We start from the raw sequence: 26,044 nt of genomic DNA on the forward strand, positions 1-26,044 counted from the left end.
CCCATCAAGCGACCTCATTCGAATGGCTGGCCGACCGGCTGGCCATCGACGAAGATCTGCTTGCGAGCGACCTCCCTCACCTCGACACGGGCAGTGTCGAGATCGGCAACGTCGGCGATCCCGCCGGAGTCGATTGCCGAAGCCACCTCGACCCGCGGGCCAGCCGGCGGTAGCGTGGTGCGGTCGACGATCGTCGCGCTAGCCGGACCGCGCCCGGTAGAGCGGCCGCTGACGATCCCCACCCGGCGCTCGTCGATCGCGGTGAGCACGCACCGCCCAGTCGCACCACACAGGCCGGTCCGGGCAAGATGCGCCCGCAACCGGTCGTCGAGCTTCAACCCCGGCGACACGATCCGCACGCGTTGGTCGATCGTTGCCTCGGCCTCGGCGGTGCGAACGTCGGCCTGGGCGGCATAGCGCGTCGGACTCGCCAGCGCGCGGGCTGCAAGCAACCGGTTGAGCGGCGCTCCGCTCGCGGCGATTCGCTGCAGCGCCCGCCGACCGCTCGGCCCGAACTGGAAGGCCATCGCGCTCCAGTCGAACTTGGCCGGCTCCACGCGCCCGCTTTCGAGCCGGGCCAGCTGCGAGCGGCTGCTGATCGCACCAAAGTCGAACAGCGGCAACGCCAGCAGCAACGCCAGACCGGCGACGCCGATCGCGAGGAGCTTCTGGTAGCCGCGCAAATAGTCGTCAAACGCGCCGCGCCCGCGCACCAAGGCGATCCAGTTCGCGATGCCGAATGCGATCGCGACGGCGCAGGCGATCACTCCCCAAAGGCGTTCCGGTGTCCAGCCATATTGGTCGACCCGCATCAACATCGAGACGAGGGCGAGAATGCCGAGCGGAAGCACCGCGGCGAGCAGTCCGAATTCAGTCAATCGCCACAGCCGCCCTCTCGCCCGGTCCTCGCTGTCCGCGCCGATCAGCGCGTTGAGAAGCAGGAAGGCGAAAGCCGCCGCGGCGAGCAGCATCGGAGTTTCCGGAACGCCCGATTTCCACAGCCCCGCGAAACCTGTCGCGGGAAGCGCGAGCAGGAACAGCGCAAGCGCGGCCGCCAGTACTGGAGCGAGGATCGCGGCGACTAGGCTAACGAGACGCTGCAGAGTCGCCAGCAACGGCGCACGCTCGCGCAGGGTGGCACTTGCCGCTCCGAACGCAGCTCCGGCCACCATCCAGGCGAACCAGCCCTTGTTGAACAGTTCCCGCAGGAACGAAATCCCGATCGCGTCGAACAATTGCGCGATCAGGAACGCGAGCAGGAAGGTGAGGCCGGTGAACGCCAGGCTGGCGGCCCCGATGATCGCATCGCTCCACACATAGCGGTGAAGCTGCGCGTACGGCACGGCGAGGCGCCCCTCGTCGCGCACGACTTGGAACAAAGGCGCTGCGATCAGCACCGCTAGCAACCCCGACAGGAACGGAAATTCGGCGATCTCGCCCTGGTGATTGTAGGAAGCGGTATAATAGCCGACGAGCGCAATCACCGCGCCCCAGCCGAGCGCGAACGCCGCGGCCCAGTGGAGGCGCCGGCGCTCGGCGGTGAGCAGGAAGGCGAGCGTCGCGACCATTACCAGCGTCGCACCGGCCTGGCGCAGCGGCGACGGGTCGCCGCCGCGCTGGTCGACCAGCATCCAGAACAGCAGCCCGGCGAGCGCCGCCAGCCCGGCCATCAGCCACGGCCGCAGCGGCCAGCCCTCTTCAGCGACATCGGTCATCATGCTCTCCTTGATCCGTTGATGCACCGTGGTGGGCCGGGCGCGCAATGAGTGTCATGAGCAAGCCGTGAGGCTTTGCTGAAAAGCCGCCGGAGCGTGGCGCGCTTGCCGGGCGCAGATGCCCCGGCTAGGCGCGCGCCATGCTTGCCCGGCGCTTCCTCGGCTGCGTGTTCGTACTGATCCTGCTGGCCGTGGCGGGCGCGGTGCTGGTCTATCAATATGGCGGATCGATGCTGATCCGCTCGGCCACGCCGAAGGTGGCCTTCGAGCGGCCCGCGGCTGGGAGCGAACCGACCTATGCCGACCTCAGGGCGTGGCTCAGCCGGCCCGGCGCCGAACTGGCTGACGCGCGCTGGAACCCCGACGGCGTGGCTGCGCCAGCCACCGACGCGAGCACCGCAGCGACCTTCTACGTCCACCCGACAACCTATCTCGCCACGGACCGTTGGAACGCCCCGCTTCGCCCGGGCGGCCAGGCCGAAACCAATTTGCGCCTGTTTTTGAAAAGCCAGGCGAGCGCGTTCGGCAGCATGTCGCAGGTCTGGGCGCCGCGTTACAGGCAAGCGGCCTATGGCGCGTTTCTGCTCGACAGCGCCGATGCGCAGAGTGCGCTCGATCTCGCGTACCATGACGTGCGCGCCGCGTTCGACCAGTTCCTGCGCGAACTTCCTGCCGCAACCCCGGTCATTCTCGCCGGCCATAGCCAGGGTGCGCTCCATCTGACGCGACTCCTGGCCGAGCGCCGCGCTCGGCTCGGCAACCGGCTGGTGGCGGCTTACGTCGTCGGCTGGCCCGTCGGTGCCAAGGCTGACCTCCCGGCGATGGGTTTGCCAGCATGCTCGGCCGGCGACCAATCAGGCTGCCTGCTCAGCTGGCAGAGCTTCGGAGAGCCGGCCAACGCGAAGTTGGTCATGGACGCTTGGGTCGGAACCGACGGGCTCGGTGGCACGAAGCGTACCCGCGGCGAAATGGTCTGCGTAAATCCGCTCACCGGGACACTCGGCGGAAACGCCAATCCCGCGGCCAATCTTGGCACCCTCATCCCCGACCGCGCGATGGCGGCGGCGACCCTTCAGCGGGGAGCCGTCGGAGCGACGTGCGAGGAGGGTTTGCTCAAACTCACCGGCGCGATCCCGAACCTCGGCCCGTTCGTGCTGCCGGGCAACAACTATCACGTCTACGATTACGCATTGTTCTGGGCCAACATTCGCGCCGATGCCGAGCGGCGGCTGGCGGCGTGGCGGGGGCGATGATCCACGGCGACGCCGCCAGCTTTCACGCTGCGGTCGGCGGCGGTGGACGGCTGATCGGGCTCGACGTCGGCACGCGGACCATCGGACTTGCCACCTGCGATGCCGAATGGAGCTTCGCGACTCCGCTCGAAACTTTGAAACGCGGAAAATTCAGGGCTGACCTCGAGCGATTGCGCGGATTGATCGCTCAGCCGGGGGTGGTCGGACTGGTGGTCGGCTTGCCGCTCAATATGAACGGCAGCGACAGTCCGCGCACGCAATCGGTGCGAGCCTTCGCGCGCAACCTGGCGCCGCTCGACCTGCCGACCCTGTTGTGGGACGAGCGCTGGTCGACGATTGCCGCCGAACGCGCGATGCTCGACCAGGACATGAGTCGCGCCAAGCGCGCCGAGCGGATCGACGCCCACGCCGCGGCGCACATCCTGCAGGGCGCGATCGACGCGCTGGTCAACCTCCCGGCGCCCGAATAGACCGCACTTGATGCACCTGCTTTCGATCGACAGCCTGAGCGACGATCAGATCGCAACGATCTTGGCCGAGGCGCAGCTTTGGTTCGATTGCAATCGCCAGCCGAGCCGCAACGACCGCCGGCTCGACGGGCTGACCGTAGTTAATGCCTTTTTCGAAAATTCGACTCGAACACTGGTCAGCTTCGCCATCGCCGCCCAGCGCCTTGGCGCGCAGGTCGTCACGTTGCCGGTCGAAGCGAGCTCGGTGAAGAAGGGCGAAACGCTCGAGGACACCGCGCGCACGCTCGGCGCCATGCAGCCGGATGTGATGGTCATCCGGCACGGCAGCACTGGTGCACCGGCCGAAGTCGCGGCCGTGGCCGGCTGCCCTGTGATTAACGCCGGCGACGGGACTGGCGAGCATCCCACTCAGGCGCTGCTCGACGCCGCGACGCTGCAGCGCCATTTCGGCCGCGTCGCGGGGCTCACGGTCGCCATCTGCGGCGACATCAAGCACAGTCGCGTGGCACGCTCGAACGCGAAGCTCCTGAGACGGCTCGGGGCGGAGGTGCGGCTGGCCGGTCCGCCGCAACTGATGCCGGATGGGGCAAGCGCACTGGTGGTCGACGAGGCGATCGAAGGCGCCGATGCGGTGATGATGCTTCGGGTGCAGCGCGAGCGACTCGAGGATGAACTCGGCGACTCGCCCGGCGAATTCCTGGAGCTTTACGGCCTCACCGCGGAGCGCCTTGCGCGCGCCGCGCCGGGCGCGGTCGTCATGCACCCCGGGCCGATCAATCGCGGGGTCGAGATCGACGGGGCGCTGGCCGATGGCGAGCGTTCGCTGATCCTCACCCAAGTCGAGATGGGAGTGGCGGTGCGCATGGCCTGCCTCGACCTGCTGACCGCAAGCCGGCGCGGCGCTTAGCGCAGGGCGAGGCGGACGGTCTGGTCGCCGCTCGACGACCGGACGAAGCAGCTGGTGCCCGAGCGCTTGAGGCCGGCGCAGAAGCTCTGCGCCTCGCGGCTCGATCCGAATCCGCCGACCGACAGGCGATAAACCATCGACCGGCCAGCGTTGAACCGGGCGGTCGTCGGCGCATAGCCACGCAGCGCCGGATTGGCCGCGGCGAAGCGCGCCCAGGCATGCTCGACATTGGCGCGGTTGGCGAACGCGCCAAGCTGGACCACCGCGCCGCCCGGCTTGGCGGTGCGCGGCGAAACGTGGCGCGCCTTCGCGGTGAGGGCGCGGGGGCGGGCTATCGGCGTGGAGGCAACCTCGATTGGCGCCGCAGCTTCGGCGATCGGCGCAGGAGCGACGGCCGGCATGGCGGCAGCGATTGCAACGGCGGGGATGGTGACTTCCCGCGGCGCGCTTTCGGGAACAACCTCAGGGGCGGCGGGCACGGCCGGAGCCGCGGCGGTCACTTCGACCGGCGGCGCGACGGGGGCGTCGTAGGTCGGCACCGGAGCCGCGTCGACAAATGCCGGGGCGGCCGCAACGGCAGTCGGGGCGGCGGATTCCGCCAGGCGCGGATTATTCCCGGCAAGCGCGAGACGGACCGGCTGGCCCGGATCGGCCGCCACCGGAGTGATCCCGGTCAGCGCCGCTAGCTGGTCGGACGGACGTGCCGGCTTGGCGAACGCCATCCACTGTTGGAGCCGCGCCTCGACCTGGTCGGGGGCGAGGTCCTGTTCGGCCACCGTGCGCGCCTGGGTCCAGTCGCCGGCAAGGGCGAAGGCCAGCGCGAGATTCTGGCGCACCCGCGCATCCGCGTTGGTCTGGCGCGCGGCCGTATCGAGCAGCAGCGCCGCTTCATCGGCACGCCCGGCCAAGGCCATGGCTAGGCCGACGTCGGCCGGGTCGAGAAGCGATTGCGACGATTGCAGAAGAGCCAAGGCGGCGTCGTTCTTGCCTTGGCCGATGCTGACCAGCGCCAGCTTGAGGACGACCGCGCCCTGGTCCGCCTGAAGCGTGAGTGAGTCGCGGTAGGCCGCCTCGGCAGAAGCCAGTCGGCCACCGGCGAAGTAGGCGTTGCCCAGCAGGGCGCGGAACTGCGCGCTGTCCGGCGAGGCTTCGACCGCCCGCTCGGCGAAACCGATCGCCGTGGCATAGTCGCCCTTCTCAAGTGCGACGATCGCCCGCGTGGCGAGGCCGACATTGGCGCCGGACGGCCTGGCCGAAGCGGTGCTGTTGTCCTTGAGCAGTGGGCCGGTCGCGCAGGCCGAAAGCAGGCCCGCGGCACCGAAAGCGGTGAGCGCGGTAGCGAGACGGGTCGGCTTGGCCATGATGCGAGATCCTTTACTATGCGCGTTTGGCGCTCGGCGCCTTGTCGGCCATCGTTTCGAGCTCCGGCATGGAGCCGAGCAATGCGTCGAGCGCGTCGGTTACGAGCTGTTGCGCGGAACGGCCGGTGACGGCGCAGGCAAGCCGGAGCTTGAGATGGCGCTCGCGCTCGAGGCGCAACGTGAACGCGGCCTTGCCCTTGCTTCCAGGCGCGGCCCGGGTGACCGAGGCACGGCGGGGCGTTTGAGTTGCGACTGGACGAACGACGGCGACCGGCTCGACCTGCTCTGCTGGCGTCTCGTCATCCGCGGTGACAGCGGAAAGGGCTGCGGCAAGGGGCTCTTCGCCGGCTTCGAACAGTTCGGCGGTGTCGTCGACTTCCTCGCCTTCGTCGCTGCAATCGGCCAAGCGGTCGGCAATCTCGGCCTGCTGGTCATGGACCGGCGAGCCGACCGGCGTCAGCCCGGCGAGCGGATTGCGTAGCGGCAGCGGCTGGATCTCAGCGCCGAACGCGTCATGCTCGGCGTCGGCCACGCCATTGGCCGGCTTGGGCGGCTCAAAGCCCATGTCGTTCCAGCCAAGGTCCTCGAGGCCCTGCACGCCGACCTGGCCGAAGCCCTGCGGGCGCATGGCCGGACGGGCCGCGCCCTTGCGGGCGAGCAGACCCGAGGAAAGAGATGCGAATGCCTTGGGCTCGCCCATCGCTACCACGCTCCCTTACTGGCCCACGACCCGGCGGCCGAAGCCACCGACCGGACGCGGGCTGGCCGCCGCGATGCCGGGCGCCTGGTTCGGCGCGGCAAAGACGGTGCGGCGGAAATTCTTCTCGAGACGGTCGGACACATAGTCCCACAATTCAACCACCTCGCGCGCCGAGCGGCCGCCGGGGTCGACTTCCATCACCGTCCGGCCGTCGATCATCGAGGCGGCGAAATCGGTGCGGTGGTGGATGGTGACCGGAGCAACGGTGCCGTGCTGCGACAGCGCGACTGCAGCCTCGTAGGTGATCTTGGCCTTGGGCGTAGCGGCATTGACGACGAAAATCAGCGGCTTGCCGGCGCGGTCGCACAGGTCGACCGTGGCGCCAACCGCGCGCAGATCGTGCGGGCTCGGGCGTGTCGGGATAACGATCAACTCGGCCACCGCGATGACGCTCTGGATCGCCATGGTGATGGCGGGCGGGGTGTCGATTACCGCGAGGCGGAAGCCCTGCTGGCGGAGCACCTCGAGGTCGGACGCGAGCCGAGCGACGGTGGTCTGCGCGAAGGCCGGCATATCGGCCTCGCGTTCGTTCCACCAGTCGGCGAGCGAACCCTGGGGGTCGATGTCGATCAGGCAGACGGGCCCGGCCCCTGCCAGCTGCGCTTGCACCGCGAGATGCCCGGACAGGGTGGTCTTGCCCGATCCGCCTTTCTGCGATGCCATAGCCAGAACGCGCATTCTCTTCCCCTCGCCCAATAGAACGGCTGATCAGGCTGCCACCTGACCCCAAAGAGCCTAAATATTGGTTAATGAGGGCCCGACCTTGTTGCCGCGGCGGGGGGTCGATAGCGTTGGGTAATGGACAGTGCAGTGGTTTCCTAGAATGCGGTGGCGGGTCGCTTTCCTATTCCTATTTCTGGTGCCGGCCGCGGCGCAGGCGACCAGCGTCAAGGCGGGGATCGCCGCCTGGCAGAAGGGCGATTCGGCGCGGGCGGTGGCGATCTGGCGGCCGCTTGCGGAAAAGGGCGACCAGGACGCCGCGTTCAACCTCGGCCAGGCCTACCGGCTGGGGCGCGGAGTGGCGGCCGACAGCGGCCAGGCCAAGCGCTGGTTCGAACGGGCGGCGAAGGCCGGGCACCTCGATTCGCAGGTCGCGCTGGGCTTGCTGCTGTTCGACAGCGGCGCGCGGCGCGAGGCGCTGGCATGGCTTAGCCGGGCGGCCGAGCGCGGCGAGCCGCGGGCGCTGCTCGTCGTCGGCACGGCGCTGTTCAACGGCGACGACGTGCCGCCCGACCCGGTCAAGGGCTATGCCTACGTCAGCCGCGCCGCGGCGCAGGGGCTGGCCCCGGCCAAGACGACGCTGGCCGAGATGGACCAGGTGCTTCCGGTCGAGCAAAGACGCAAGGGCGTGGCCATGGCACTCGCCGCGGCCAAGCCGGTCAAGGCTGCGGCCAAGCCGCCCGCGAAGGCCCCTGCCCCTGCCCCTGTCGCTGTTGCAAGCGCAAGCGGCGCGTGGAGGGTGCAGCTCGGGGCGTTCGGCAGCAGGTCGAGCGCAGAGAGCCTGTATGGGCGGCTGCAGGGCAAGCTCGGCAGCGCGCGCGCCTTCTATGTGCCGGTGGGCGCGATGACCCGGCTCCAAGCCGGGCCATTCGCGACCCGCGCCGAGGCGACGGCCGCTTGCGCTCGGCTCGCTCCGCAGCCGTGCTTCGCGGTGGCGGCTAAATAACCCAGTCGCGGCGCGGGATGCCCTGCGCCCACAGCAAAGCGTCGAGGCCGTGGTGGTCGAGCCGTGCGTCCGCTGCCTCGGCTAGCACCGGCTTGGCGCGGAACGCGAACCCGAGCCCGGCGGCGCGAACCATCGACAAATCGTTGGCGCCGTCGCCGATCGCCACCACTGCGCCGGCATCGAGGCCAAGGCGAGCGCGTGCCTCCTCGAGCGCAATGCGCTTGGCTTCTGAATCGACGATCGCGCCGGTGGTGGTGCCGGTCAGCCAGTCGCCGTCGCGAGCGAGAACGTTGGCGCGAAAATTGTCGAAGCCGAGCGCGGCCGCCACCGGAGCGACGAAATCGGTGAAGCCGCCGGACACGAGCAAAGTGAACGCGCCGCGCGCGCGCATCGTGCTGACCAACGTTTCCGCGCCGGGCGTCGGTCGGATCCGCTCGGCGAGGCAGCGGCCGATGATTGCGGCGTCGAGACCCGCCAGCAGCGCGACCCGCTGGGCGAGCGCGGCGGCGAAATCGAGCTCGCCGCGCATCGCCCGCTCGGTGATCGCCGCGACCTGGGGCTTCACCCCCGCATAATCTGCCAGCTCGTCGATGCATTCCTGGCCGATCATGGTCGAATCCATGTCAGCGACGAGCAGTTTCTTCTCGCGCTCGGCCGGGGCCTGAACGACCACATCGCAATCCTGCCAGCCTTCGAGCGCGGCGCGGGCCGTGGCGGCGTCCGGGACCGCGAGGTCGGCGGCGTCGCCTTCATCAAGCCAGCCCGAGAAGCTGGCGCCAGGCACGCGTTCGAGCGCGGCGGCGAGCAGCCTGTCATCGAGCCGGCCGGCTGCTATCAGCGTCGCAATGAGCATGCGCCCTCCCCTTCTCGTCATCGCCGGTCCGACGGCGAGCGGCAAGAGCGCGCTGGCGCTGGCCTGCGCCCGGGCGGTCGGCGGGACGATCGTCAACGCCGACGCCAGCCAGCTTTATCGCGACATCCCGATCCTCAGCGCGGCGCCGAGCGCGGTCGAGCGCGCGGAGGTGGCACACCTGCTGTACGGCGTGCGCGACGGCGCCGAGCCCTGTTCGGCGGCGGAATGGGCGGAGCTTGCACAAACCGAGATCGCAGACATCCACCGGGCGGGCGGAACGCCGCTCCTGGTCGGCGGCACTGGGCTTTATTTCCGAACCCTGATCGAGGGTATCGCGCCGGTGCCGCAGATCGACCACGATGTTCGCTCGGCGGTGCGCGGCGCGAGCGTCGAGGACAATCGGCGCGCGCTGGAGCGGCTCGATGCGGCGGGCGCGGCGCGGATCGGCCCGCGCGACACGGCGCGGATCGCTCGGGCGCTGGAGGTGGTGCAGTCGACCGGGCGGACGCTCGGCGCATGGCAGAGCGAAAAGACCGGCGGGATCGGTGAAGAGGTCACGGTGCGGGCCATCGTCCTCGTTCCGCCGCGCGACTGGCTTTATGGGCGCTGCGAGGCGCGGTTCACCGCGATGATCGAAGAAGGTGCGATTTCCGAGGTCGAGGCGCTGCTTGCGCGCGGGCTGGACGCGGAGTTGCCGGTAATGCGGGCGATCGGGGTGCGGGAGATTGCGGCTTTCCTGCGCGGGGAGACGGACCGCGCGGCGATGATCGCGGCGGGGCAGCAGGCGACGCGCAATTACGCCAAAAGGCAATATACCTGGTTCGCGCACCAGCCGCCGGCGGAGTGGGTGCGGTTTGGGGATGCGCTGGATTCCGATTCCGTCATTGCGAGCGCCAGCGAAGCAATCCAGTAACGAAGGCTGGATTGCCGCGCGGCCTTTGGCCGCTCGCAATGACGGGGAAGTGATGCACCGACTGACCGACAAAGACATCGATCTCGCGCCGCTGGCGGGGCGGCGGATTGCGGTGATCGGCTATGGCAACCAGGGGCGGGCGCAGGCGCAAAATCTGGCCGATGGCGGGTTTGACGTGGTGGTCGGTCTGCGCGGGGGGTCGGCGCGAGCTTCGACGGTTGCCGAGGACGGGCTGAGCTCGGCGCCGCTTGAGGACGCTGTGGACGGCGCCGACGTGGTGATGCTGCTGGTCCCCGACGAGGCGATGGCCGGAGTTTATGGCACCATCGCGGGCCGGCTTAAGGCGGGTTCGGCGCTCGGCTTCAGCCACGGATTAGCGGTGCATTTCGGGTTCGTCGCGCCGCGCTTCGACCTCGACGTGTTTCTGGTCGCGCCCAAGGGGCCGGGCAGCGCGCTGCGCTCGCTGTTCGCGGCGGGCGACGGGATGCTCGCGCTTTGGGCGGTCGGGCAGGATGCCAGCGGCGGCGCGCGCGAAATCGCCCTCGCCTACGGTCGGGCGATCGGCTGCGGCCGCGCCGGGCTGATCGAATCCTCCTTCGCCGAGGAATGCGAGGCCGATCTGTTCAACGAGGGCGCGGTTGTGTGGGGCGCGGTGCCCGAACTGCTGATCGCCGGGTTCGATACGCTGGTCGAGGCGGGCGTCCGGCCCGAAGTTGCGTATCTGGAATGCGTCGGGGAATTGAAGCTGCTGGCCGATCTGATCGAGGCGCGCGGGATCGCCGGCATGCGCGCGGCGATCAGTAACACGGCCGAGCTTGGCGCGGTGCTGGGCGGGCCGGCGGTGATCGACGACGGGGTACGGGAACGGATGCGCGCGGTGCTGAGTGGGATCCGCTCGGGTGCATTTGCCGCCGCGCTCAAGGACGAGGAAGCGAGCGGCTATCCGCGCTTGAAGAGCGCCCGCGAACGCGCGCGGTCACTGGCGGTCGAAGCGGTCCGCCGGTCGCTCGACAGTTAGGCGACGATCTCGCGCTCTTCGGTCGGACGATCGCCGACCAGCACCCGCTCGGCATAGGCCCGCTGGAGCTTGCGATGCGCCTCGGCCGCCGCGCGATCGCCGGCGTCGTTGGCCAGCTTCTCCTCTTCCGCCGCACGCTGCGCGAAATAGATGCGATCCTGCTCGCTCATCTCGGCCTCCCGCCCAATCGTTCCGCTTGTAGCACGATCCGCCCGGCGAGTCCCGGCAATCTGGTCCATTCTCACTGATCTAGATCAGCCCCCGTGATCAGCGGCCGAAAAGCTTCTCGAGGTCGCCGCTGGCTAGCTTGATCCACGTCGGGCGGCCGTGATTGCACTGGCCGCTGCGCGGCGTGACCTCCATCTCGCGCAGCAGCGCGTTCATCTCGGCGACCGAGAGGATTCGCCCGGCGCGGACCGAGCCGTGGCAGGCGATGGTCGCGGCGACATGATCGAGCCGGTCGCGCAGCGCCAGGGCGGTGCCGAGCTCGGCCAGTTCGGCGGCGAGATCGGCGAGCAGGCCGCGGCTGTCGGTCTTGCCGAGGGGGACCGGCGTGGCGCGCACCAGCATGGCGGCCGGGCCGAACCGCTCGATCTCGAGCCCGAAGCGGTCGAGCTCGCCCGCGGCGGCCTCGAGCCGGTCGCAATCGGGCTCGTCGAGCTCGACCACGTCGGGGATCAGCAGCGGCTGGCGGGCGACCGCGCCGTCGCCCGCGGCGCGGCGCATGCGCTCGAGCACGAGGCGCTCGTGGGCGGCGTGCTGGTCGACGATCACCAGTCCGTCCTCGGCCTCGGCGACGATGTAGGTCGCGGCGACCTGGCCGCGGGCGACTCCGAGCGGGAAGGCGAGCACGGGCGCGGTGGCGGGCTCGGCGCGGGCGGCTGGGGCGAAGTCCGGGGCCGATTGCCGAGCGCCGAAAAGCCCCTCCCGCTCGCGGGAGGGGTTGGGGTGGGCCTCAAACTGTTCAGTCCGCTCGTGGAGTAGTCCCACCCCCGGCCCCTCCCGCAAGCGGGAGGGGAGAATCTCACTCTCCCAGTTGGCCTCCCTGGCGTAGTGCTCGCGGGCGGCGCTTCGGTGGCCGGCCTGGTCGAGCGCGGCCCGCAGCCCGCCGACGATCAAGCCGCGCACCGCGGCGGGGTCGCGGAAGCGGACTTCGGTCTTGGCCGGGTGGACGTTGATGTCGACTTCGCCCGTCGGCACCTCGACGAACAGCGCGGCGACCGGGTGGCGGTCGCGGGCGAGGAGGTCGCGGTAGGCGGCGCGCAGGGCCCCGACCAGCAACCGGTCTTTCACCGGGCGCGAATTGACGAACAGGAACTGCTGGTCGGCCATGCCGCGGTTGAAGGTCGGCAGGCTGGCGACTCCGGTGAGGGTGAAGCCGTCGCGGGCGCAGTCGATGCCGAGGCCGTGGCGGTCGAGCTCGTGGCTGAGCAAGGCGGCGACGCGGGCCGGGCCGTCGGACGGCTGGACCGAGAGGGTTCGGCGACCGTCGTGCTCGAGGCTGAAGGCGACGTCGGGGCGGGCCATGGCGAGGCGCTTCACGGAATCGAGGCAGGCGGCATATTCGGCGCGCGGGCTGCGCAGGAACTTGCGGCGCGCGGGGACCTTGTCGAACAGGCCCTCGACGCGCACCCGGGTGCCGGGGGGACAGGCGGCCGGCCCCTCGCCTGCCGGCTGGCCGTGGTCGATCGCGAGGCGCCAGCCTTCGGCGCCTGGGGGCCGGCTTTCGAGGGTGAAGCGGGCGACGCTGGCGATCGACGGCAGCGCCTCCCCGCGAAAGCCGAAGCTGGTGACGCATTCGATCGCGTCGTCGGGCAGCTTGGAGGTGGCGTGGCGCTCGATCGCCAGGCGCATCTCGGGCGGGGTCATGCCCGAGCCGTCGTCGACGACCTCGACCAGGTCGAGGCCGCCGGCGGAGAGGCGGACGGCGATGGTCCGGGCGCCGGCATCGAGCGCGTTCTCGACGAGTTCCTTGAGCGCGCTGGCAGGCCGCTCGACGACCTCGCCGGCGGCGATCCGGTCGACCAGTTCGGAGGGCAGCCTTCTTATTGACATGGCCCCGTTCCTAGCCCAATCGACCGGTGCCCGCGAGGCGCTGTTTTTGCGAGAAAATTCAGGGTTTCTTGTTCGGGAACGGATTAATCGGCGGTAAACGGGGGGCGCCGCGCATGGCCGCCATTCCGGTGCCGCGACTGTAAGGCGAGACGCGCATGTTCTGGAACCGTTGGCTCAAGTGGATGTCCCACGACATGGCGATCGACCTGGGGACGGCCAACACGTTGGTCTATGTCCGCGGCCGCGGGATCGTGCTCAACGAGCCGTCGGTGGTGGCGATCGAGACGATCAACGGCGTCAAGCGGGTCAAGGCGGTCGGCGACGATGCCAAGCTGATGATGGGCAAGACGCCCGACCAGATCGAGGCGATCCGGCCGCTCCGCGACGGGGTCATCGCCGACATCGACGTCGCCGAGGACATGATCAAATATTTCATCCGCAAGGTGCACGGCGGCAAGATGTCGAGCTGGCGCTTTCCGGAAATCGTGATCTGCGTGCCGTCGGGATCGACCAGCGTCGAGCGGCGCGCGATCCGCGACGCGGCGTCGAACGCGGGCGCGAGCCAGGTCTATCTGATCGAGGAGCCGATGGCTGCGGCGATCGGCGCCGACATGCCGGTCACCGAACCGGTCGGATCGATGGTCGTCGACATCGGCGGCGGCACGACCGAAGTCGCGGTGCTGAGCCTGCGCGGGCTCGCCTACACCACCTCGGTGCGGGTCGGGGGCGACAAGATGGACGAGGCGATCAGCTCCTACGTGCGGCGCAACCACAACCTCCTGATCGGCGAAGCGACCGCCGAGCGGATCAAGAAGGAAGTCGGGATCGCCAAGCCGCCGGCCGACGGGATCGGCCAGACGGTGCACATCAAGGGCCGCGACCTCGTCAACGGGGTGCCCAAGGAAATCACCATCAACCAGGGCCAGATCGCCGAAGCGCTGAGCGAGCCGGTCGGGACGATCGTCGAGGGCGTCCGCATCGCGCTCGAGAACACCGCGCCCGAGCTCGCCGCCGACATCTGCGACCAGGGCATCGTGCTGACCGGCGGCGGAGCGCTGCTGGAAGGACTCGACGAAGTGCTGCGCGACGAGACCGGCCTGCCGGTGACGGTCGCCGAGGACCCGCTGACCTGCGTCGCGCTGGGCACCGGACGGGCGCTCGAGGAAGAGCAGTTCCGCGGCGTCCTGCAGACCGCGTAGGATAGCGCGGGGTGGCCGCGCCGGCGGGTCCGCGCCCCGGCTGGTCGCGGCGCGCGCAATATAGCCTGTTCTTCGGCTTCCTGGCGGCGATCGCCGGGCTGATCGTCGGGCTGATCATGCTGGCGCTGTCGATCGTCTCGCCGGCCAGCTACCAGAGCGTCCGCGGCGCCGCGCTCGATGCCGCCTCCCCCGTCACCACCGCGCTGTCCGACGTCTCCGCCACCGTTTCCGGCCTGGCCAGCGGCGCCGGGGCCTATTGGGACGCGGCCGACCAGAACGCCGCGCTGAAGGCGCAGAACGCCGCGCTGCGCCGCCAGATCCTGCGCGCCAATGCGGTGATGCTCGAGAACCGCCAGCTCAAGGGCACGCTGCGGCTGCGCGAAGAGCGCCAGGAAGCGGTCGCCGCCGGGCGAATCGTCGGCTCGAGCTTCCAGAGCCCGCGGCGCTTCGCCATCCTGTCGGTCGGCACCGGTGACGGAGTCGCGGTGGGAATGCCGGTGCGCGCCGCCGACGGGCTTGTCGGCCGAGTGATCGACGCTGGCGCCAACGCCAGCCGGGTGCTGCTGGTCAGCGACCGCGCCAACATCGTGCCGGCACGGATCCTGCGCAGCGGGACGCCGGTCATTTCGACCGGGCGCGGCGACGGGACGGTCGACATCCGCCCGCTCGAAGTCGGCCGCAACCCGTTCAAGCGCGGCGACATCATCGTCACCTCGGGCACCGGCGGGCTCTATCCGCCGCTGGTCCCGGTGGCGCGGGTCATCAGGCTCGACGACGACGGCGCGATCGCCATTCCGCTGGCCGACCCGAGCGAGGCCAGTTTCGCGCTCGTCGAGCGGCCGTTCGAGCCGGCCGCCGGCGTCGACCTTCCGGCGGAGCGCTAGATGGTCCGCGCCGGGCTCGCCGGCAAAGCGATCGGCCGGGGGCCGGTCCTCGGCGCGACCGCCATCCCCGCGGCGAGCGTCGTTGCCGCCTCGCTGCTGTCGGCGCTGCCGATCGTCTCGGCAAGCGGCTGGTGGCCCAATTTCGGGCTGCTGATGCTGCTCGGGTGGCGGATGCTTCGCGCCGACGCCTGGCCGGCGTGGTGGGCGGCGCCGCTGGGGCTGGTCAACGACCTCGTCTCGGGCGCCCCGATCGGCCTGTCGGTGGCGCTTTGGACCGCACTGATGCTGGTGATGGACGTGGTCGACCGTCGCACCCAATGGCGCGACTATTGGATCGAATGGGCGGTCGCAGCCCTTCTGATCGCCGCCGCGGCGTGGGCCGAGGCCCATGTCGCCGGGCTGGCCGGCGCACCGGCGCGCGCGTCGCTGGTCGTGCCCGCAGCGATCATTGAAATCCTCGCCTTCCCGCTCGCCGCGTTCATCGCCATGCGGCTCGACCGCTGGAGGCTCGGGCGATGAGGTTCACCGCCGCCCACCAGTCGATCGCCTTCTCGCGCCGGATGCTGCTGGTCGGCGGCGCGCAGGCGGCGTTCGGAGCGGTACTGCTGACCCGGCTCGGCTATCTGTCGATCAGCCAGAACGAGCATTACACCCTGCTCGCCGAGGACAATCGGGTGCAGCTGATCGTCGTCCCGCCGCGGCGCGGCTGGATCGTCGACCGCAACGGCAAGCCGCTGGCGATCAACCGCTCCGACTTCCGGGTCGACATCATCCCCGACCAGCTCGAGCGGCCGACCGAGACGCTTCGACTGCTCGCCAGCCTGCTCCAGCTAGACCCCGACGAGGTCGACCGGATCATCAAGGAGTTGAAGGCGGCGCGCGGCTACCAGCCGGTGCAGGTCGCCGAAAACGTGCCCTACGAACGCTATGCCGCGGTTACCGTGCGCCTGCCCGAACTGCCGGGGGTGCAGCCGCAACGCGGCTTCTCGCGCTTCTACCCGACCGGACCGGCGGTTGGCCATCTGATCGGTTATGTCGGTGCCGCCTCAGCCAAGGAATTCGAGGCCGAGAACAAGAACCCGCTCCTCGTCACGCCCGGCTTCAAGATCGGCAAGGAGGGGCTCGAGGAGACGCTCGAGCAGCGCCTTCGCGGTATCCCCGGCGGCCAGCGGGTCGAGCTCACCGCGCGCGGCAAGCTGGTGCGCGAGCTGACTCCGAAGCCCGACCGGTCCGGCCAGACGGTGCAGCTGGCGATCGACGCCGATTTGCAGGAGTTCACCGCCCGGCGGATGGGCGAGGAAAGCGGATCGGCAGTCATCCTCGACTGCATGACCGGCGACATCCTCGCGATGGTGTCGATGCCGGCCTACGACCCCAACAGCTTTTCCGACGGGATCGGCAGCACCGAATGGGCGGCGCTCAGCGACGATCAGCGCCAGCCATTGCGCAACAAGGTGCTGAACTCGCTCTATCCGCCGGGCTCGACGATCAAGCCGATGGGCGCGCTGGCGATCTTGAAAGCCGGCATCGACCCGAGCCAGCGGATCCACTGCCCGGGCGGCTACCGGCTCGGCAACCGCTTCTTCCGCTGCCTCGGGCGGCATGGCAGCGTCGACATGCGCCGGGCGATCGCCAAGAGCTGCAACACCTATTTCTACGCGATGGGCCACCGCATCGGCTACGACAACATCGCGCCGACCGCGCGAATGCTCGGGCTGGGCGAGGAGTTTGACCTGCCGGTGGTCAGCCAGAGCTATGGCACCGTCCCCGACAGCGCGTGGAAGCGGCGCAAGTATGAAACCAGCAAGCGGATCGTCGAGCGGCCCGACTGGACCGCGTCGGACACGCTCAACGCATCGATCGGCCAGGGCTTTTTGATCGTCAATCCGATGCAATTGGCGGTGATGGCGGCGCGCATCGCCTCGGGCCGCGACGTCGCCCCGGCGCTGGTCGGGCGCCACGACAAGCCGGGGCCGATGCTCGACCTCGACCCCAAGCACCTCGAGACGGTGCGCGGCGGCATGTGGGAAGTGGTCAACGGCGACGGCACGGCGGGGGCCAGCCGACTGCCCTTCCCCGACATCCAGATGAGCGGCAAGACCGGCACCGCCCAGGTCCGGCGGCTGTCGGCGAGCGCCTCGCGCGGCCAGGGCGGCGACTGGAAATATCGCGACCACGGACTGTTCGTGTTCTTCGCGCCCTCGGACAAGCCACGCTATGCCGGGGCGGTGGTGATCGAGCACGGCATGGGCGGCGCGCGCGCCGCGGCGCCGGTCGCCAAGGATGCGCTGACCTTCCTGTTCGACCGCGCCAAGGCGCTGGCCAATCTCAGCGCGCTCGAGCAGCAATGGGGCGGAACGCTGGCCGAGCGCACCGCGCGCCGCGCCGGGGCGATCGAGGCCGCGGCGCGGGCCGCGCTGCTCGCCAAGAAGGCGCAGGGATGATCGCCTCGATCATCCCGCAGCCGCTGGCGCGCCTGCCGTGGCGGCTGATCTGGCTGGTGGCGCTGATCTGCACCATCGGCATCGTCACGCTCTATTCGGCGGCCGGCGGGTCGATGAGCCCGTGGGCGTCCAAGCAGGCGGTGGTGATCCTCGGCTTCGCGCTGATGGCGGTGGCGATCAGTTACATCCCCGAAGGCTTCATCAAGGGCGTCACTTTCCCGACCTACGCCGCGATCCTGGTGCTGCTGGTACTGGTCGAGGCGATCGGTTTCACCACCAAGGGGGCACAAAGGTGGGTCGACCTCGGCTTCATCCGCCTCCAGCCGTCGGAGTTCATGAAGCCGGCGGTGGTGCTGGCGCTGGCGCGCTTCTACGACCTGCTGCCGGCGGCGGAGGTCAAGAAATTCCGCGGGCTGTGGCCGGCGGCGGCGCTGGTGCTGGTGCCGTTCGCCTTCATCCTGCTCCAGCCCGACCTCGGCACCGCGACGATGGTGATGGTCGGCGGGGTGACGGTGATGTTCCTCGCCGGCCTGCCGATGTGGTATTTCCTGTCGGCCGCGGCGGCGATCGGGGCGGCGCTGCCGGTGGTCTATGCGCTGATGCACGAATATCAGCGCAAGCGGGTGCTGATCTTCATGGACCCCGAGGCCGATCCGCTCGGCGCCGGCTATCACATCACCCAGTCGAAGATCGCGATTGGCTCGGGCGGGCTGTGGGGCAAGGGCTATCTGCAGGGCAGCCAGAGCCACCTCAAATATCTGCCCGAAGGCCATACCGACTTCGTCTTCGCGACGTTCGTCGAGGAATGGGGGCTGGTCGGCGGGGCGCTGCTGATCATCGCCTTCTACGCCGTCGTGCTGTGGGGGATGCGGGTGGCGAGCAAGGCGCGGACGCGGTTTTCGCAATTGGGCGCGGCCGGGCTGACGATGACCATTTTCTTCTACGTCACGGTTAATCTGATGATGGTGATGGGCCTGGCGCCGGTGGTGGGAATCCCGCTGCCGCTGGTCAGCTTCGGCGGGTCGGCGGTGATGACGGTGATGATCTGCCTCGGGCTGCTGATGGGCATCGAGCGCCAGCAGCGGACTCGCTCGACCCTCGGCTAGCGGGTTGGCGGCGGCGGCGGCGGTTGACTTGGCCGCCAGCCGCGCTACATCGCCGGCCGCGCCAACGCCGATGCGGGGCGCGCCGCCTGCATCAGGCATGGACGCATAGCTCAGTTGGTAGAGCAGCTGACTCTTAATCAGCGGGTCCTAGGTTCGAGCCCTAGTGCGTCCACCATTTTCTCGCTTTGCTGACGGTCGGCTGTGCTGCGCGCCGCCAGCGATCAGTCCGGCGTCTTCTCGGCCAGCAGGCCGGCGATGACGTCGAGGGTCTCGCCGGGATCGCGTACGCTCAGCGTGTCGATGCCCGCCTCCTTGACCGGGTAATCGTTCCCGCCCGGGAAGATCGCGTCGCCGATGAACAGCATCGCGCCTAGGGCAATTCCGCTTTCCTCGCCGAGGCGCCGCAGGGCGAACGCCTTGTCGACCCCGGCGCGGGTGATGTCGATCGACGTGGCGCCGCCCATGTTGATCGAAAAACCGGGGAGCCGCCGCCGCAGGTCGGCCTGAATGATCTTGCGCTTGGCGAAATCCGGATCCCACCGCTCCTTGGCGTCGAGCGGCGCCTGCTGGCCGAGCGCCGAAAAGGTGATCTGGCTTCCGCGATCCTCGATCCGCTCTCCCCACGTCCGCTCCGGAACGAAGCCCGTGGCGGCGAGCGCGGCGTCGAAGGCCGCGAGAATTTCCGCGCGCTGAGCGGCGGCGAAAATATCCGCGTAGACGGGATACCAGCCGGCCTCGCGGTAGCGGTACAGCTTGGCGCCGGTGGTCGGCATAAGCCAGAGATTACGCTTGGCGGCCTTGGCCGGGAGCCGTCCGGCAACCTGTTTGTCGAACTGCGGCCAGTCGCCGCCTGAAACGATTGCGACCTGGCGCACCTCGAGCAGCTGCGCCAGCGCCCCGGCCATCTCGGGTTCAAGCGGCTGCTTGCTCTCGGCGAGCGTGCCGTCGAGATCGAACGCAATCATCTGTTTCATCGAGGGGAACAGCCTTTGCTCCGGCATTGCGGCGACCAGCTAGCCCGCGTCGTCGTCGCAGTCATCCTTAATGCCTACGGCTTCCCCTGGAAGAGTTCCACGAAGCGGTCCTGTCACTCATTGCGCCCATATTCGTCCTCAATGCGGACGATGTCGTCCTCGCCCAGATAGGGGCCGCACTGCACCTCGATCAGGTGGAGCGGAACCTTGCCGGGATTGGCGAGACGGTGGGCGGTGCCGGCGGGGATGTAGGTCGATTCATTTTCCTGAAGCAGCCGCACATCGTCGCCGATCGTCACTTCCGCCGTGCCCGTCACCACGACCCAGTGCTCCGAACGGTGATGATGTTTCTGGAGCGACAGGCGGGCGCCAGGCTTCACCACGATCCGCTTGGTCTGGAAGCGATCGCCGCGATCGGTGGTCTGGTATGACCCCCACGGCCGGAACACCTCGGAAGCGCTGACCGCTGCCTCGTCGCCGCGTTCGCGCAAGATGTCGACCGCCAGCTTGACGTCCTGCGAGCGTTCGAGATCGGTCACGAGCACGGCATCGCGGGTAACGACCACGCCGATCCCCTCCAGCCCCAAGGCGACGACCAGCCTGTCATGGTCGGACCGCAGCAGGCAGTCCCGGCTGTCGAGCGCGATGGCGGATCCCTGGATGACGTTGCCGGCGTCGTCCTTGGCGGAAATATCCCACAGCGAGGACCAGGAGCCCACGTCGGACCAGCCGATATCGACTGGCACGACATAGGCGTTGGCGGTCTTTTCCATCACCGCGAAATCGATCGAGATGCTCGGCGCGGCCGCGAATTCCTGCGCCGCGGGGCGAGCGAACACGCCGTCGCGCGCGATCTCGCGGCTGGCGGACCGAACCGCCGCGGCAACGTCGGGGGCGTGGGCCGCCAGGTCGTTGAGCATGGCGCTGGCGCGAAAAAGGAACATGCCGCTGTTCCACAGGAAGCGGCCGTCAGCGAGATAGTCGCCGGCCAATTCGACGCTGGGCTTCTCGACAAAGCGAGCAACGCGGTGAACGCCCGTCCCGGCTTCAGTCTCCGCGCCGATCTCGATGTAGCCGTAGCCGCTGTGCGGGCTGTCGGGGACGATGCCAAAGGTGACCAGCCCCCCGGCCGCAGCGGTGGGAGTCGCCGCCGCCACCGCCGCGCGAAAAGCGGCTTCGTCGCGAATCACATGGTCCGAAGGAAGAACAAGCAGGATCTCGTCGCCAAGCTGATCGCGGGCAAAGCTGGCGGCCAGCGCGATGGCCGGAGCAGTGTTGCGCCCTGACGGCTCGAGCAGGATTGCTTCCAGCGTGAGACCGTCGCGTTCGAACTGATCCTTGATGAAAAAGCGATGCTCCTCGTCGCCGACGACGATCGGGGCGGCAAAAGCGGGTCCAGTGACTCGGCCGGCGGTGACCTGAAGCATCGTCCGGTCGGCGGCGATCGGCAGCAATTGCTTGGGAAAGGCGAGCCGCGAGACGGGCCACAGCCGAGTGCCCGCACCGCCCGACAGGATGACCGGACGCACAATGAGATCGCTCGGCATCTGACCCGCCGTCATCCGATCCCACGCATAACATCTTGCTCCCGTCTTGCAGAAAAGGGCCGCGCCCGATTCTGCTGGCTTTCTTCCCCCTTGCGCATAGGCTTTGCAAGCGGCGCCAGTGGCACGGGGCATGAATGGCAATGCGTTGGAAGCTTCTGAGCGTAATCGGTGCGCTGGTGATCGCCGGCGGTGCGATCCTGGCCCAGAAATCCGGACTCGGCGACAAATTGTCCCGGAGCCAGCTCGGGCCGATTGCGGCTCTGTCCCTCAGGCTCGGCGCCGGCCCGGCCGAAGATCCCAGCAATCCGCCGCCACGAGTCGGCACCAACCTTGACCCGTTGGCCTATTGGTCCACCGCGACGCCGTTCCTCGACCTGATGAAAAGCTCGAGCCGATGGATTGCACAACCGCCGCATCAATGGGACAGCGGGGAACCGCTCGACCTCGATGAGCATGGCTGGGTCCGGTCACTCCCGACAAAGGGCCCACTGACGCACCGTGCGGCCGGTCTGGCGGTGTTGCGCGATGCGGGAAGCGCCGCCCCGCCACGCGCACGCTACGTCATTCTGTATGAAGGTGAAGGCACCATCGGCGGGATGGAAGGCCAAGGCACGCGGACCCTGTCGAGCGATCGCAAGCGTGGCAGGGTCGTTGTCCAGGCGGCTGATAAAGGGGCGTTGCACCTCGTGATCACGTCGACCGATCCGAACAGGACCGGCAACTACATCCGCAACATCCGGATCGTTCGCGAGGACCGACTTGCGCTGCTTGAGCGCGGCGAAATCTTCAACCCCGATTTCCTGAGAGTCATCACGCCGTTCAGCACCTTCCGGTTCATGGACTGGATGATGACCAATTCGCTCTATCGGGCGGACGGCATCGCACTCAAATGGCGGACGCCGGGAGGATTTGACGTCGCGTCCCCGTTGCCGCTCGATTGGGCCAATCGCCCCGAGATGTCGGACTCACATTGGGATCGCGGCGTGCCTGCCGAAGCAATGGTCGAGCTGGCCAACCGGACGGGAGCCAACCCCTGGTTCAACATGCCGATCAATGCGAGCGACGACTACGTCCGAAACTTTGCCCAACTCGTTCGGGCGCGGCTCAGGCTTGGCGCGTTAATCCGTGTCGAACTGTCCAATGAGGTGTGGAACTGGGCCTTCGTTCAGTCGAAATATGCCGAGGCACGCGCGAAGGACAAATGGGGACCCCGCGGCCACTGGATGGAATGGTATGGCCAGCGCGCCGCGGAGGTCGGCAGCATCTGGAACCGTACCTTCGGCGAGCCCGCCACCGGCAATGGCGGTCGTAACCGGGTGCGGATCGTCTATAATACACAGCAGATGTACAAGGGGCTCGAAACGCCTGGCCTGCTCACGCCGAATTGGAAAGGGCGAGACGGGAAGGCGATCCGCGCGGCTGACTATTTCGACGACTATGCCATCACCGGCTATTACGGCGCTGGCATTTCCGAACCTGCAAACGTGGGCAGGGTGATGGGTTGGTGGGGTGAGCCTGACGGCGGATATGCCTCGGCCTTGCGCGCGATCCGCAAGGACATCGAGGCAAGGGCAAAGCCGCTGTATCTCTATCATGCGCAGCGCGCCAAGGAGTATGGTCTCGACCTCGTGACCTACGAAAGCGGCTATGGCGAGCGGACGCCGGACAGCCAGGCCAGCAATCAGGCCTACACCGATTTCATGATTGCCGTGCAGCGACGGCCCGAGATCTACGCCATCGAGCTGGCCAATTACCGCGCGTTCCAGGTCGCGGGCGGCAAGCTGTTCATGAATTTCGGGATTGTCGGCAAGCCGTCGCGATGGGGGAGCTGGTCAGCACTCGAGGCCATCGATCAGCCGAGCTCGCCGCGCTACCGGGCCTTGTTGCAGATGATCGCGTTGAGCGGTGCGAAACCGGTCACAAGGGAGCGCCCGCCTGCCCGCGAGCCCCTTCTCAAACCGGTGGCCAAGTCATAGGCGTGGCTGCGCTGGCGGGTCCGGCGCATGCAAGTTCCGACAGTGGGTGGTGCGTATTGATGACGAAGGCGAGCGAGGTCCGGCAGGTGAGCGAACCGGTACGCGCGAATCGTCCGCTGTTCGGGGTCGAGATTTCGGTCGTTGCCGAACGCGAGCTGGTGGCCGAACTGCTCGCGCCCATCCCGCGCGGCTCCGGTGCGCGGCTGGTTGCGACCATGAACCTCGACCATGTGGTCAACCTCAGGATAAACCCCGCGTTCCGCGACGCCTATCGATCGGCATGGCGGGTGACGATCGATGGCGCACCGGTGTTTGCCTACGCCAGGCTAGCGGGCGTCCGCGTGCCCGAGCGGGTGCCCGGGGCGGACTTGTTCGCCACTCTGGTGCCGATGTTCCGCCCCGGTGTGCACCGCCTGTTCTTCGTCGTCAGCTCGCCGGACGTCGTTGCGGCCATGACCGAGCTGCTCTGTCGCCAGGGCTTTGCGCGCGACGAACTGGCGTTCGACATCCCGCCGTTCGGCTTTCAGAATGACGCAGCCGCGAGCGCTTCCCTGGCGGCGCGGATCAAGGCGTTCAACGCAACTTATCTGGTGCTTGCAGTGGGCGCGCCCAAGTCCGAAATCTGGACCTGCCGCCACGCCGCCGACATCGGCGACGTCAATGTGCTATGCATCGGTGCGGCAGTCGAATTTGTCACCGGGCTCAAGCGCCGAGCGCCGCGCTGGATGCGTCGCGCGGGGCTCGAATGGCTTTGGCGCGTGGGCAGCGAACCGAAGCGGCTGTTCAAGCGCTATTTCGTCGACTCTTTCGGCTTTGCTCGGGCGATCGCGGCCGATCGACGAAGCCGTGGGCAGAGCGTGACCTGACATGCCGGTGAAGGCGGAGCCTCTCCTCACGGCTGCGCAAGCCAGGGTCGCGGTGGTGATGGTCAATTATCGCACCCCCGAGCTCGCCATCCAATCGATCCGGGCGCTGGCCGGCGAGCGGAGAGCGCTGGCGGATCTTGAAGTGATCATCGTCGATGGCGGATCGGGTGATGATTCAGCCGAGAAGCTTGCCGCCTTCGCTGTGGAGGCCGGGTTCTCCCAATGGGTGAAGGTGCTGGCGCTGCCGATCAACGGCGGCTTCGGCTGGGCCAATAACCAGGCGATGCTGCGGCTGCTGGCGCGACCCGACCCGCCCGAATTCATCCACTTGCTCAATCCCGATACGGAGATCGAGCCGAGTGCCGTGGTGGCCCTGCGCCAGGCGATGCTGGACGAGCCGCAGGCCGGAGCAGTTGGCAGCCAGTTGCTGGAGCCCGACGGCAGCCCGAGCGGTAGCGCTTTCCGCTTCCCGAGCCTGCGCGGCGAATTCGCCCGGGGCGCGCGGACCGGGGCAATCGAGCGCGTGCTGGGATTGCCGCCGGTGGCAATGCCGGTGACGGCCGAGCGAACCTACGTCGACTGGGTGACCGGGGCCAGCGTGATGCTGCGCGCCGAGGCGCTGCGTCAGATTGGGCTCTTTGACGACGGTTTCTTCCTCTATCACGAGGAGCTTGAGATGATGCGGCGGATGGCGGAAGCGGGCTGGAAGATCGTGCACGAGCCCCGCAGCCGGGTGCGCCATGTCGGCGGGGCAGCGACCGGAGTCTACGACGGCGTCACCCGGCACCAACCGCTGCCGCGCAAGCCGGCATATTGGTATGAGTCGCGGCGGCTGTATTTCCTGCGAAGCCACGGCGCGGTTCGCGCCGCGGTAGCTACCGCCGCATGGGCTATCGGTCACGCGCTATGGCGGGCGCGGCGATCAATCGGTCTGGCGCGCGACGCACAGCCGGTGAAGCACGAGATCGGCGACCAGCTCCGGTTGGGCTTGCCGCGCCGGGCGGATCGAAGCGGTGGCCCCGTCCCTTGGGACGCGCCGGTGGACCTGCCTCCGGCTTGGATGGGCGCGCGCCGTGACGGCTGAAACGCGCATCGGAGCGGTTGTCATCGGCCGCAACGAGGGCGAACGGCTCGAGACCTGCCTGCGATCGGTAATCCATGGCGCCGACCTGGTCGTCTACGTCGACTCCGGATCCAGCGACGGCAGTGTCGAGTTGGCACGTGGATTGGGAGTGGACGTAGTCGAACTCGACACCGCCGGCCCCTTCACGGCTGCCCGCGGCAGGAATGCCGGCTTCAAACGGATTATCGATTTGGCTCCGGCAACCCGCCATGTACAATTCATCGATGGGGATTGCGAACTTCGCGAGGGCTGGATGGCCGCCGCCAGCGCGTTTCTTGCCGAGCAACCGGATGTCGCAGTCGCGTGTGGGCGCCTCCGCGAACGCTATCCCGAAGCGTCCCCCTACAACCGGCTGTGCGACATGGAATGGGATACGCCGGTCGGGGAAATCGAGGCGTGCGGCGGTATCGCCATGATGCGCGCCGATGCTTTTGCAACGAGCACGGGCTTCGCCGAGGATTTGATCGCCGGCGAAGAGCCCGACCTCTGCTTTCGGCTGCGTCAGGCCGGCTGGCGGATCATCCGCCTCGACACCGAGATGGCGCTCCACGACGCCGCCATGCATCGCATTGGTCAATGGTGGCAGCGCGCGCGCCGGAGCGGTTATGCGGACCTGGAAGCTTATCGTCGGCGCGGCTCGCAGGTGCCCCGGCTGAGGCGCAAAGTGTGGAGCAATCTGCTTTGGGCGCTGCCCCCGGCATGGCTGCTGTGGCCGCTGCTGTGGATACGGGTGTCGCGCAAACGCGGAGCGCTGTATGCGACGCATATTGTCGTGGGCAAGTTGCCAAACTTTCTCGGGCAGGCCAGCTTCCTGATGCATCGCCTGCGCGGGAGTCGACCTGCACTGATCGAGCATAAAAAGGTGCACGCTTCGGTACGCAGCAAGAGTGATGGACGCTAGGATTGGGCAGGGTCGAATTCCCTAATCGCTCGAAGAATCAGAGTGGATAAAAT

General features: G+C 68.4%; 24 protein-coding genes and 1 tRNA gene. 16 read left to right on the plus strand and 9 right to left on the minus strand.

Features of this window, described 5'->3' with window-relative positions; translation table 11 throughout:
- Positions 1-14: 14 nt before the first annotated feature.
- Positions 15-1,715, minus strand: coding sequence for a DUF4153 domain-containing protein (locus tag D0Z60_RS04995; RefSeq protein ID WP_162888083.1), 1,701 nt, complete (start codon positions 1,713-1,715; stop codon positions 15-17).
- 140 nt (positions 1,716-1,855) lie between these two features.
- On the opposite strand from D0Z60_RS04995, the gene D0Z60_RS05000 reads away from it, so the two are divergent.
- The 3 genes from D0Z60_RS05000 to D0Z60_RS05010 are packed head-to-tail and all read left to right on the plus strand — an operon-like array spanning position 1,856 to position 4,345.
- Positions 1,856-2,968, plus strand: coding sequence for a DUF3089 domain-containing protein (locus D0Z60_RS05000; RefSeq protein WP_118857232.1), 1,113 nt, complete (start codon positions 1,856-1,858; stop codon positions 2,966-2,968).
- Positions 2,965-3,438: a Holliday junction resolvase RuvX gene (gene ruvX / locus D0Z60_RS05005; RefSeq protein WP_118858441.1), complete on the plus strand. Its 474-nt coding sequence runs from the start codon at positions 2,965-2,967 to the stop codon at positions 3,436-3,438. The genes D0Z60_RS05000 and ruvX overlap by 4 nt, the downstream gene beginning before the upstream one ends.
- A gap of 10 nt (positions 3,439-3,448) precedes the next feature.
- Positions 3,449-4,345: an aspartate carbamoyltransferase catalytic subunit gene (locus D0Z60_RS05010; RefSeq protein ID WP_118857233.1), complete on the plus strand. Its 897-nt coding sequence runs from the start codon at positions 3,449-3,451 to the stop codon at positions 4,343-4,345.
- On the opposite strand, the gene D0Z60_RS05015 is transcribed toward D0Z60_RS05010, so the two are convergent.
- From D0Z60_RS05015 to D0Z60_RS05025, 3 genes are read right to left on the minus strand one after another with little or no spacing between them, the layout of a single operon-like run.
- On the minus strand, positions 4,342-5,706 hold the full coding sequence (locus tag D0Z60_RS05015; protein WP_118857234.1) for an SPOR domain-containing protein: 1,365 nt from the start codon (positions 5,704-5,706) through the stop codon (positions 4,342-4,344). The two genes, D0Z60_RS05010 and D0Z60_RS05015, sit on opposite strands and share 4 nt — an antisense overlap.
- A 16-nt stretch (positions 5,707-5,722) precedes the next feature.
- The gene (locus D0Z60_RS05020) at positions 5,723-6,406 is read right to left on the minus strand and encodes a hypothetical protein (RefSeq protein WP_118857235.1); all 684 of its coding nucleotides are present in this window, start codon (positions 6,404-6,406) and stop codon (positions 5,723-5,725) included.
- Positions 6,407-6,421: 15 nt separating this feature from the next.
- Entirely contained in the window at positions 6,422-7,144 is a 723-nt protein-coding gene (locus D0Z60_RS05025) for a ParA family protein (protein ID WP_118857236.1), read from the minus strand.
- A gap of 181 nt (positions 7,145-7,325) precedes the next feature.
- Between D0Z60_RS05025 and D0Z60_RS05030 the strand changes: the two genes are divergently transcribed.
- Complete coding sequence (locus tag D0Z60_RS05030) at positions 7,326-8,132, plus strand: SPOR domain-containing protein (protein WP_240325545.1); 807 nt, start codon at positions 7,326-7,328, stop codon at positions 8,130-8,132.
- Here D0Z60_RS05030 and serB read toward each other — a convergent pair.
- Positions 8,125-8,985 carry a phosphoserine phosphatase SerB gene (gene serB, locus D0Z60_RS05035; protein WP_118857238.1) on the minus strand — a complete coding sequence of 287 codons (861 nt, stop codon included), beginning with the start codon at positions 8,983-8,985 and terminating at the stop codon, positions 8,125-8,127. The genes D0Z60_RS05030 and serB overlap by 8 nt on opposite strands.
- On the opposite strand from serB, the gene miaA reads away from it, so the two are divergent.
- Positions 8,984-9,898: a tRNA (adenosine(37)-N6)-dimethylallyltransferase MiaA gene (miaA, locus tag D0Z60_RS05040; protein WP_240325546.1), complete on the plus strand. Its 915-nt coding sequence runs from the start codon at positions 8,984-8,986 to the stop codon at positions 9,896-9,898. The genes serB and miaA overlap by 2 nt on opposite strands.
- A gap of 52 nt (positions 9,899-9,950) precedes the next feature.
- Positions 9,951-10,916 carry a ketol-acid reductoisomerase gene (gene ilvC / locus D0Z60_RS05045; protein WP_162888084.1) on the plus strand — a complete coding sequence of 322 codons (966 nt, stop codon included), beginning with the start codon at positions 9,951-9,953 and terminating at the stop codon, positions 10,914-10,916.
- Here the strand turns inward: ilvC and D0Z60_RS11645 are convergent.
- Positions 10,913-11,086, minus strand: coding sequence for a hypothetical protein (locus tag D0Z60_RS11645; RefSeq protein WP_162888085.1), 174 nt, complete (start codon positions 11,084-11,086; stop codon positions 10,913-10,915). The genes ilvC and D0Z60_RS11645 overlap by 4 nt on opposite strands.
- A 97-nt stretch (positions 11,087-11,183) precedes the next feature.
- Complete coding sequence (gene mutL, locus D0Z60_RS05050; RefSeq protein WP_118857241.1) at positions 11,184-12,971, minus strand: DNA mismatch repair endonuclease MutL; 1,788 nt, start codon at positions 12,969-12,971, stop codon at positions 11,184-11,186.
- A gap of 155 nt (positions 12,972-13,126) precedes the next feature.
- Between mutL and D0Z60_RS05055 the strand changes: the two genes are divergently transcribed.
- The 6 genes from D0Z60_RS05055 to D0Z60_RS05080 all read left to right on the plus strand — a co-directional run bounded on the left by D0Z60_RS05055 (position 13,127) and on the right by D0Z60_RS05080 (position 18,779).
- Positions 13,127-14,170 (plus strand): rod shape-determining protein, encoded by a 1,044-nt coding sequence (locus tag D0Z60_RS05055; RefSeq protein ID WP_118857242.1) that lies wholly within the window; start codon positions 13,127-13,129, stop codon positions 14,168-14,170.
- 11 nt (positions 14,171-14,181) lie between these two features.
- On the plus strand, positions 14,182-15,054 hold the full coding sequence (locus D0Z60_RS11990) for a rod shape-determining protein MreC (protein ID WP_118857243.1): 873 nt from the start codon (positions 14,182-14,184) through the stop codon (positions 15,052-15,054).
- A complete protein-coding gene (locus D0Z60_RS05065; protein ID WP_118857244.1) occupies positions 15,055-15,573 on the plus strand; it encodes a rod shape-determining protein MreD in 519 nt (172 codons plus the stop codon).
- On the plus strand, positions 15,570-17,498 hold the full coding sequence (mrdA, locus tag D0Z60_RS05070; RefSeq protein WP_118857245.1) for a penicillin-binding protein 2: 1,929 nt from the start codon (positions 15,570-15,572) through the stop codon (positions 17,496-17,498). Before D0Z60_RS05065 ends, mrdA begins: the two co-directional genes overlap by 4 nt.
- Positions 17,495-18,604 carry a rod shape-determining protein RodA gene (rodA, locus tag D0Z60_RS05075; protein WP_118857246.1) on the plus strand — a complete coding sequence of 370 codons (1,110 nt, stop codon included), beginning with the start codon at positions 17,495-17,497 and terminating at the stop codon, positions 18,602-18,604. Before mrdA ends, rodA begins: the two co-directional genes overlap by 4 nt.
- A 99-nt stretch (positions 18,605-18,703) precedes the next feature.
- A tRNA-Lys gene (locus D0Z60_RS05080) sits at positions 18,704-18,779 on the plus strand.
- 46 nt (positions 18,780-18,825) lie between these two features.
- On the opposite strand, the gene D0Z60_RS05085 is transcribed toward D0Z60_RS05080, so the two are convergent.
- Both D0Z60_RS05085 and D0Z60_RS05090 read right to left on the minus strand, forming a co-directional pair.
- Positions 18,826-19,578 carry an HAD-IIB family hydrolase gene (locus D0Z60_RS05085; protein WP_118857247.1) on the minus strand — a complete coding sequence of 251 codons (753 nt, stop codon included), beginning with the start codon at positions 19,576-19,578 and terminating at the stop codon, positions 18,826-18,828.
- 113 nt (positions 19,579-19,691) lie between these two features.
- The gene (locus D0Z60_RS05090; RefSeq protein WP_118857248.1) at positions 19,692-21,125 is read right to left on the minus strand and encodes a mannose-1-phosphate guanylyltransferase/mannose-6-phosphate isomerase; all 1,434 of its coding nucleotides are present in this window, start codon (positions 21,123-21,125) and stop codon (positions 19,692-19,694) included.
- A 140-nt stretch (positions 21,126-21,265) separates the two neighbouring features.
- On the opposite strand from D0Z60_RS05090, the gene D0Z60_RS11650 reads away from it, so the two are divergent.
- Genes D0Z60_RS11650 through D0Z60_RS05105 form a run of 4 tightly spaced genes read left to right on the plus strand, consistent with a single transcriptional unit; the run spans position 21,266 to position 25,991 of the window.
- Entirely contained in the window at positions 21,266-23,101 is a 1,836-nt protein-coding gene (locus tag D0Z60_RS11650; protein ID WP_162888086.1) for a hypothetical protein, read from the plus strand.
- A gap of 59 nt (positions 23,102-23,160) precedes the next feature.
- Positions 23,161-23,967, plus strand: a complete 807-nt coding sequence (locus tag D0Z60_RS05095) for a WecB/TagA/CpsF family glycosyltransferase (RefSeq protein WP_162888087.1) — start codon at positions 23,161-23,163, stop codon at positions 23,965-23,967.
- A 1-nt stretch (position 23,968) separates the two neighbouring features.
- On the plus strand, positions 23,969-25,051 hold the full coding sequence (locus tag D0Z60_RS05100; protein ID WP_118857250.1) for a glycosyltransferase family 2 protein: 1,083 nt from the start codon (positions 23,969-23,971) through the stop codon (positions 25,049-25,051).
- On the plus strand, positions 25,041-25,991 hold the full coding sequence (locus D0Z60_RS05105) for a glycosyltransferase family 2 protein (protein WP_118857251.1): 951 nt from the start codon (positions 25,041-25,043) through the stop codon (positions 25,989-25,991). Before D0Z60_RS05100 ends, D0Z60_RS05105 begins: the two co-directional genes overlap by 11 nt.
- Positions 25,992-26,044: the final 53 nt, after the last annotated feature.

Source organism: Sphingomonas mesophila (assembly GCF_003499275.1).
GTDB classification, from domain to species: Bacteria; Pseudomonadota; Alphaproteobacteria; order Sphingomonadales; family Sphingomonadaceae; genus Sphingomicrobium; species Sphingomicrobium mesophilum.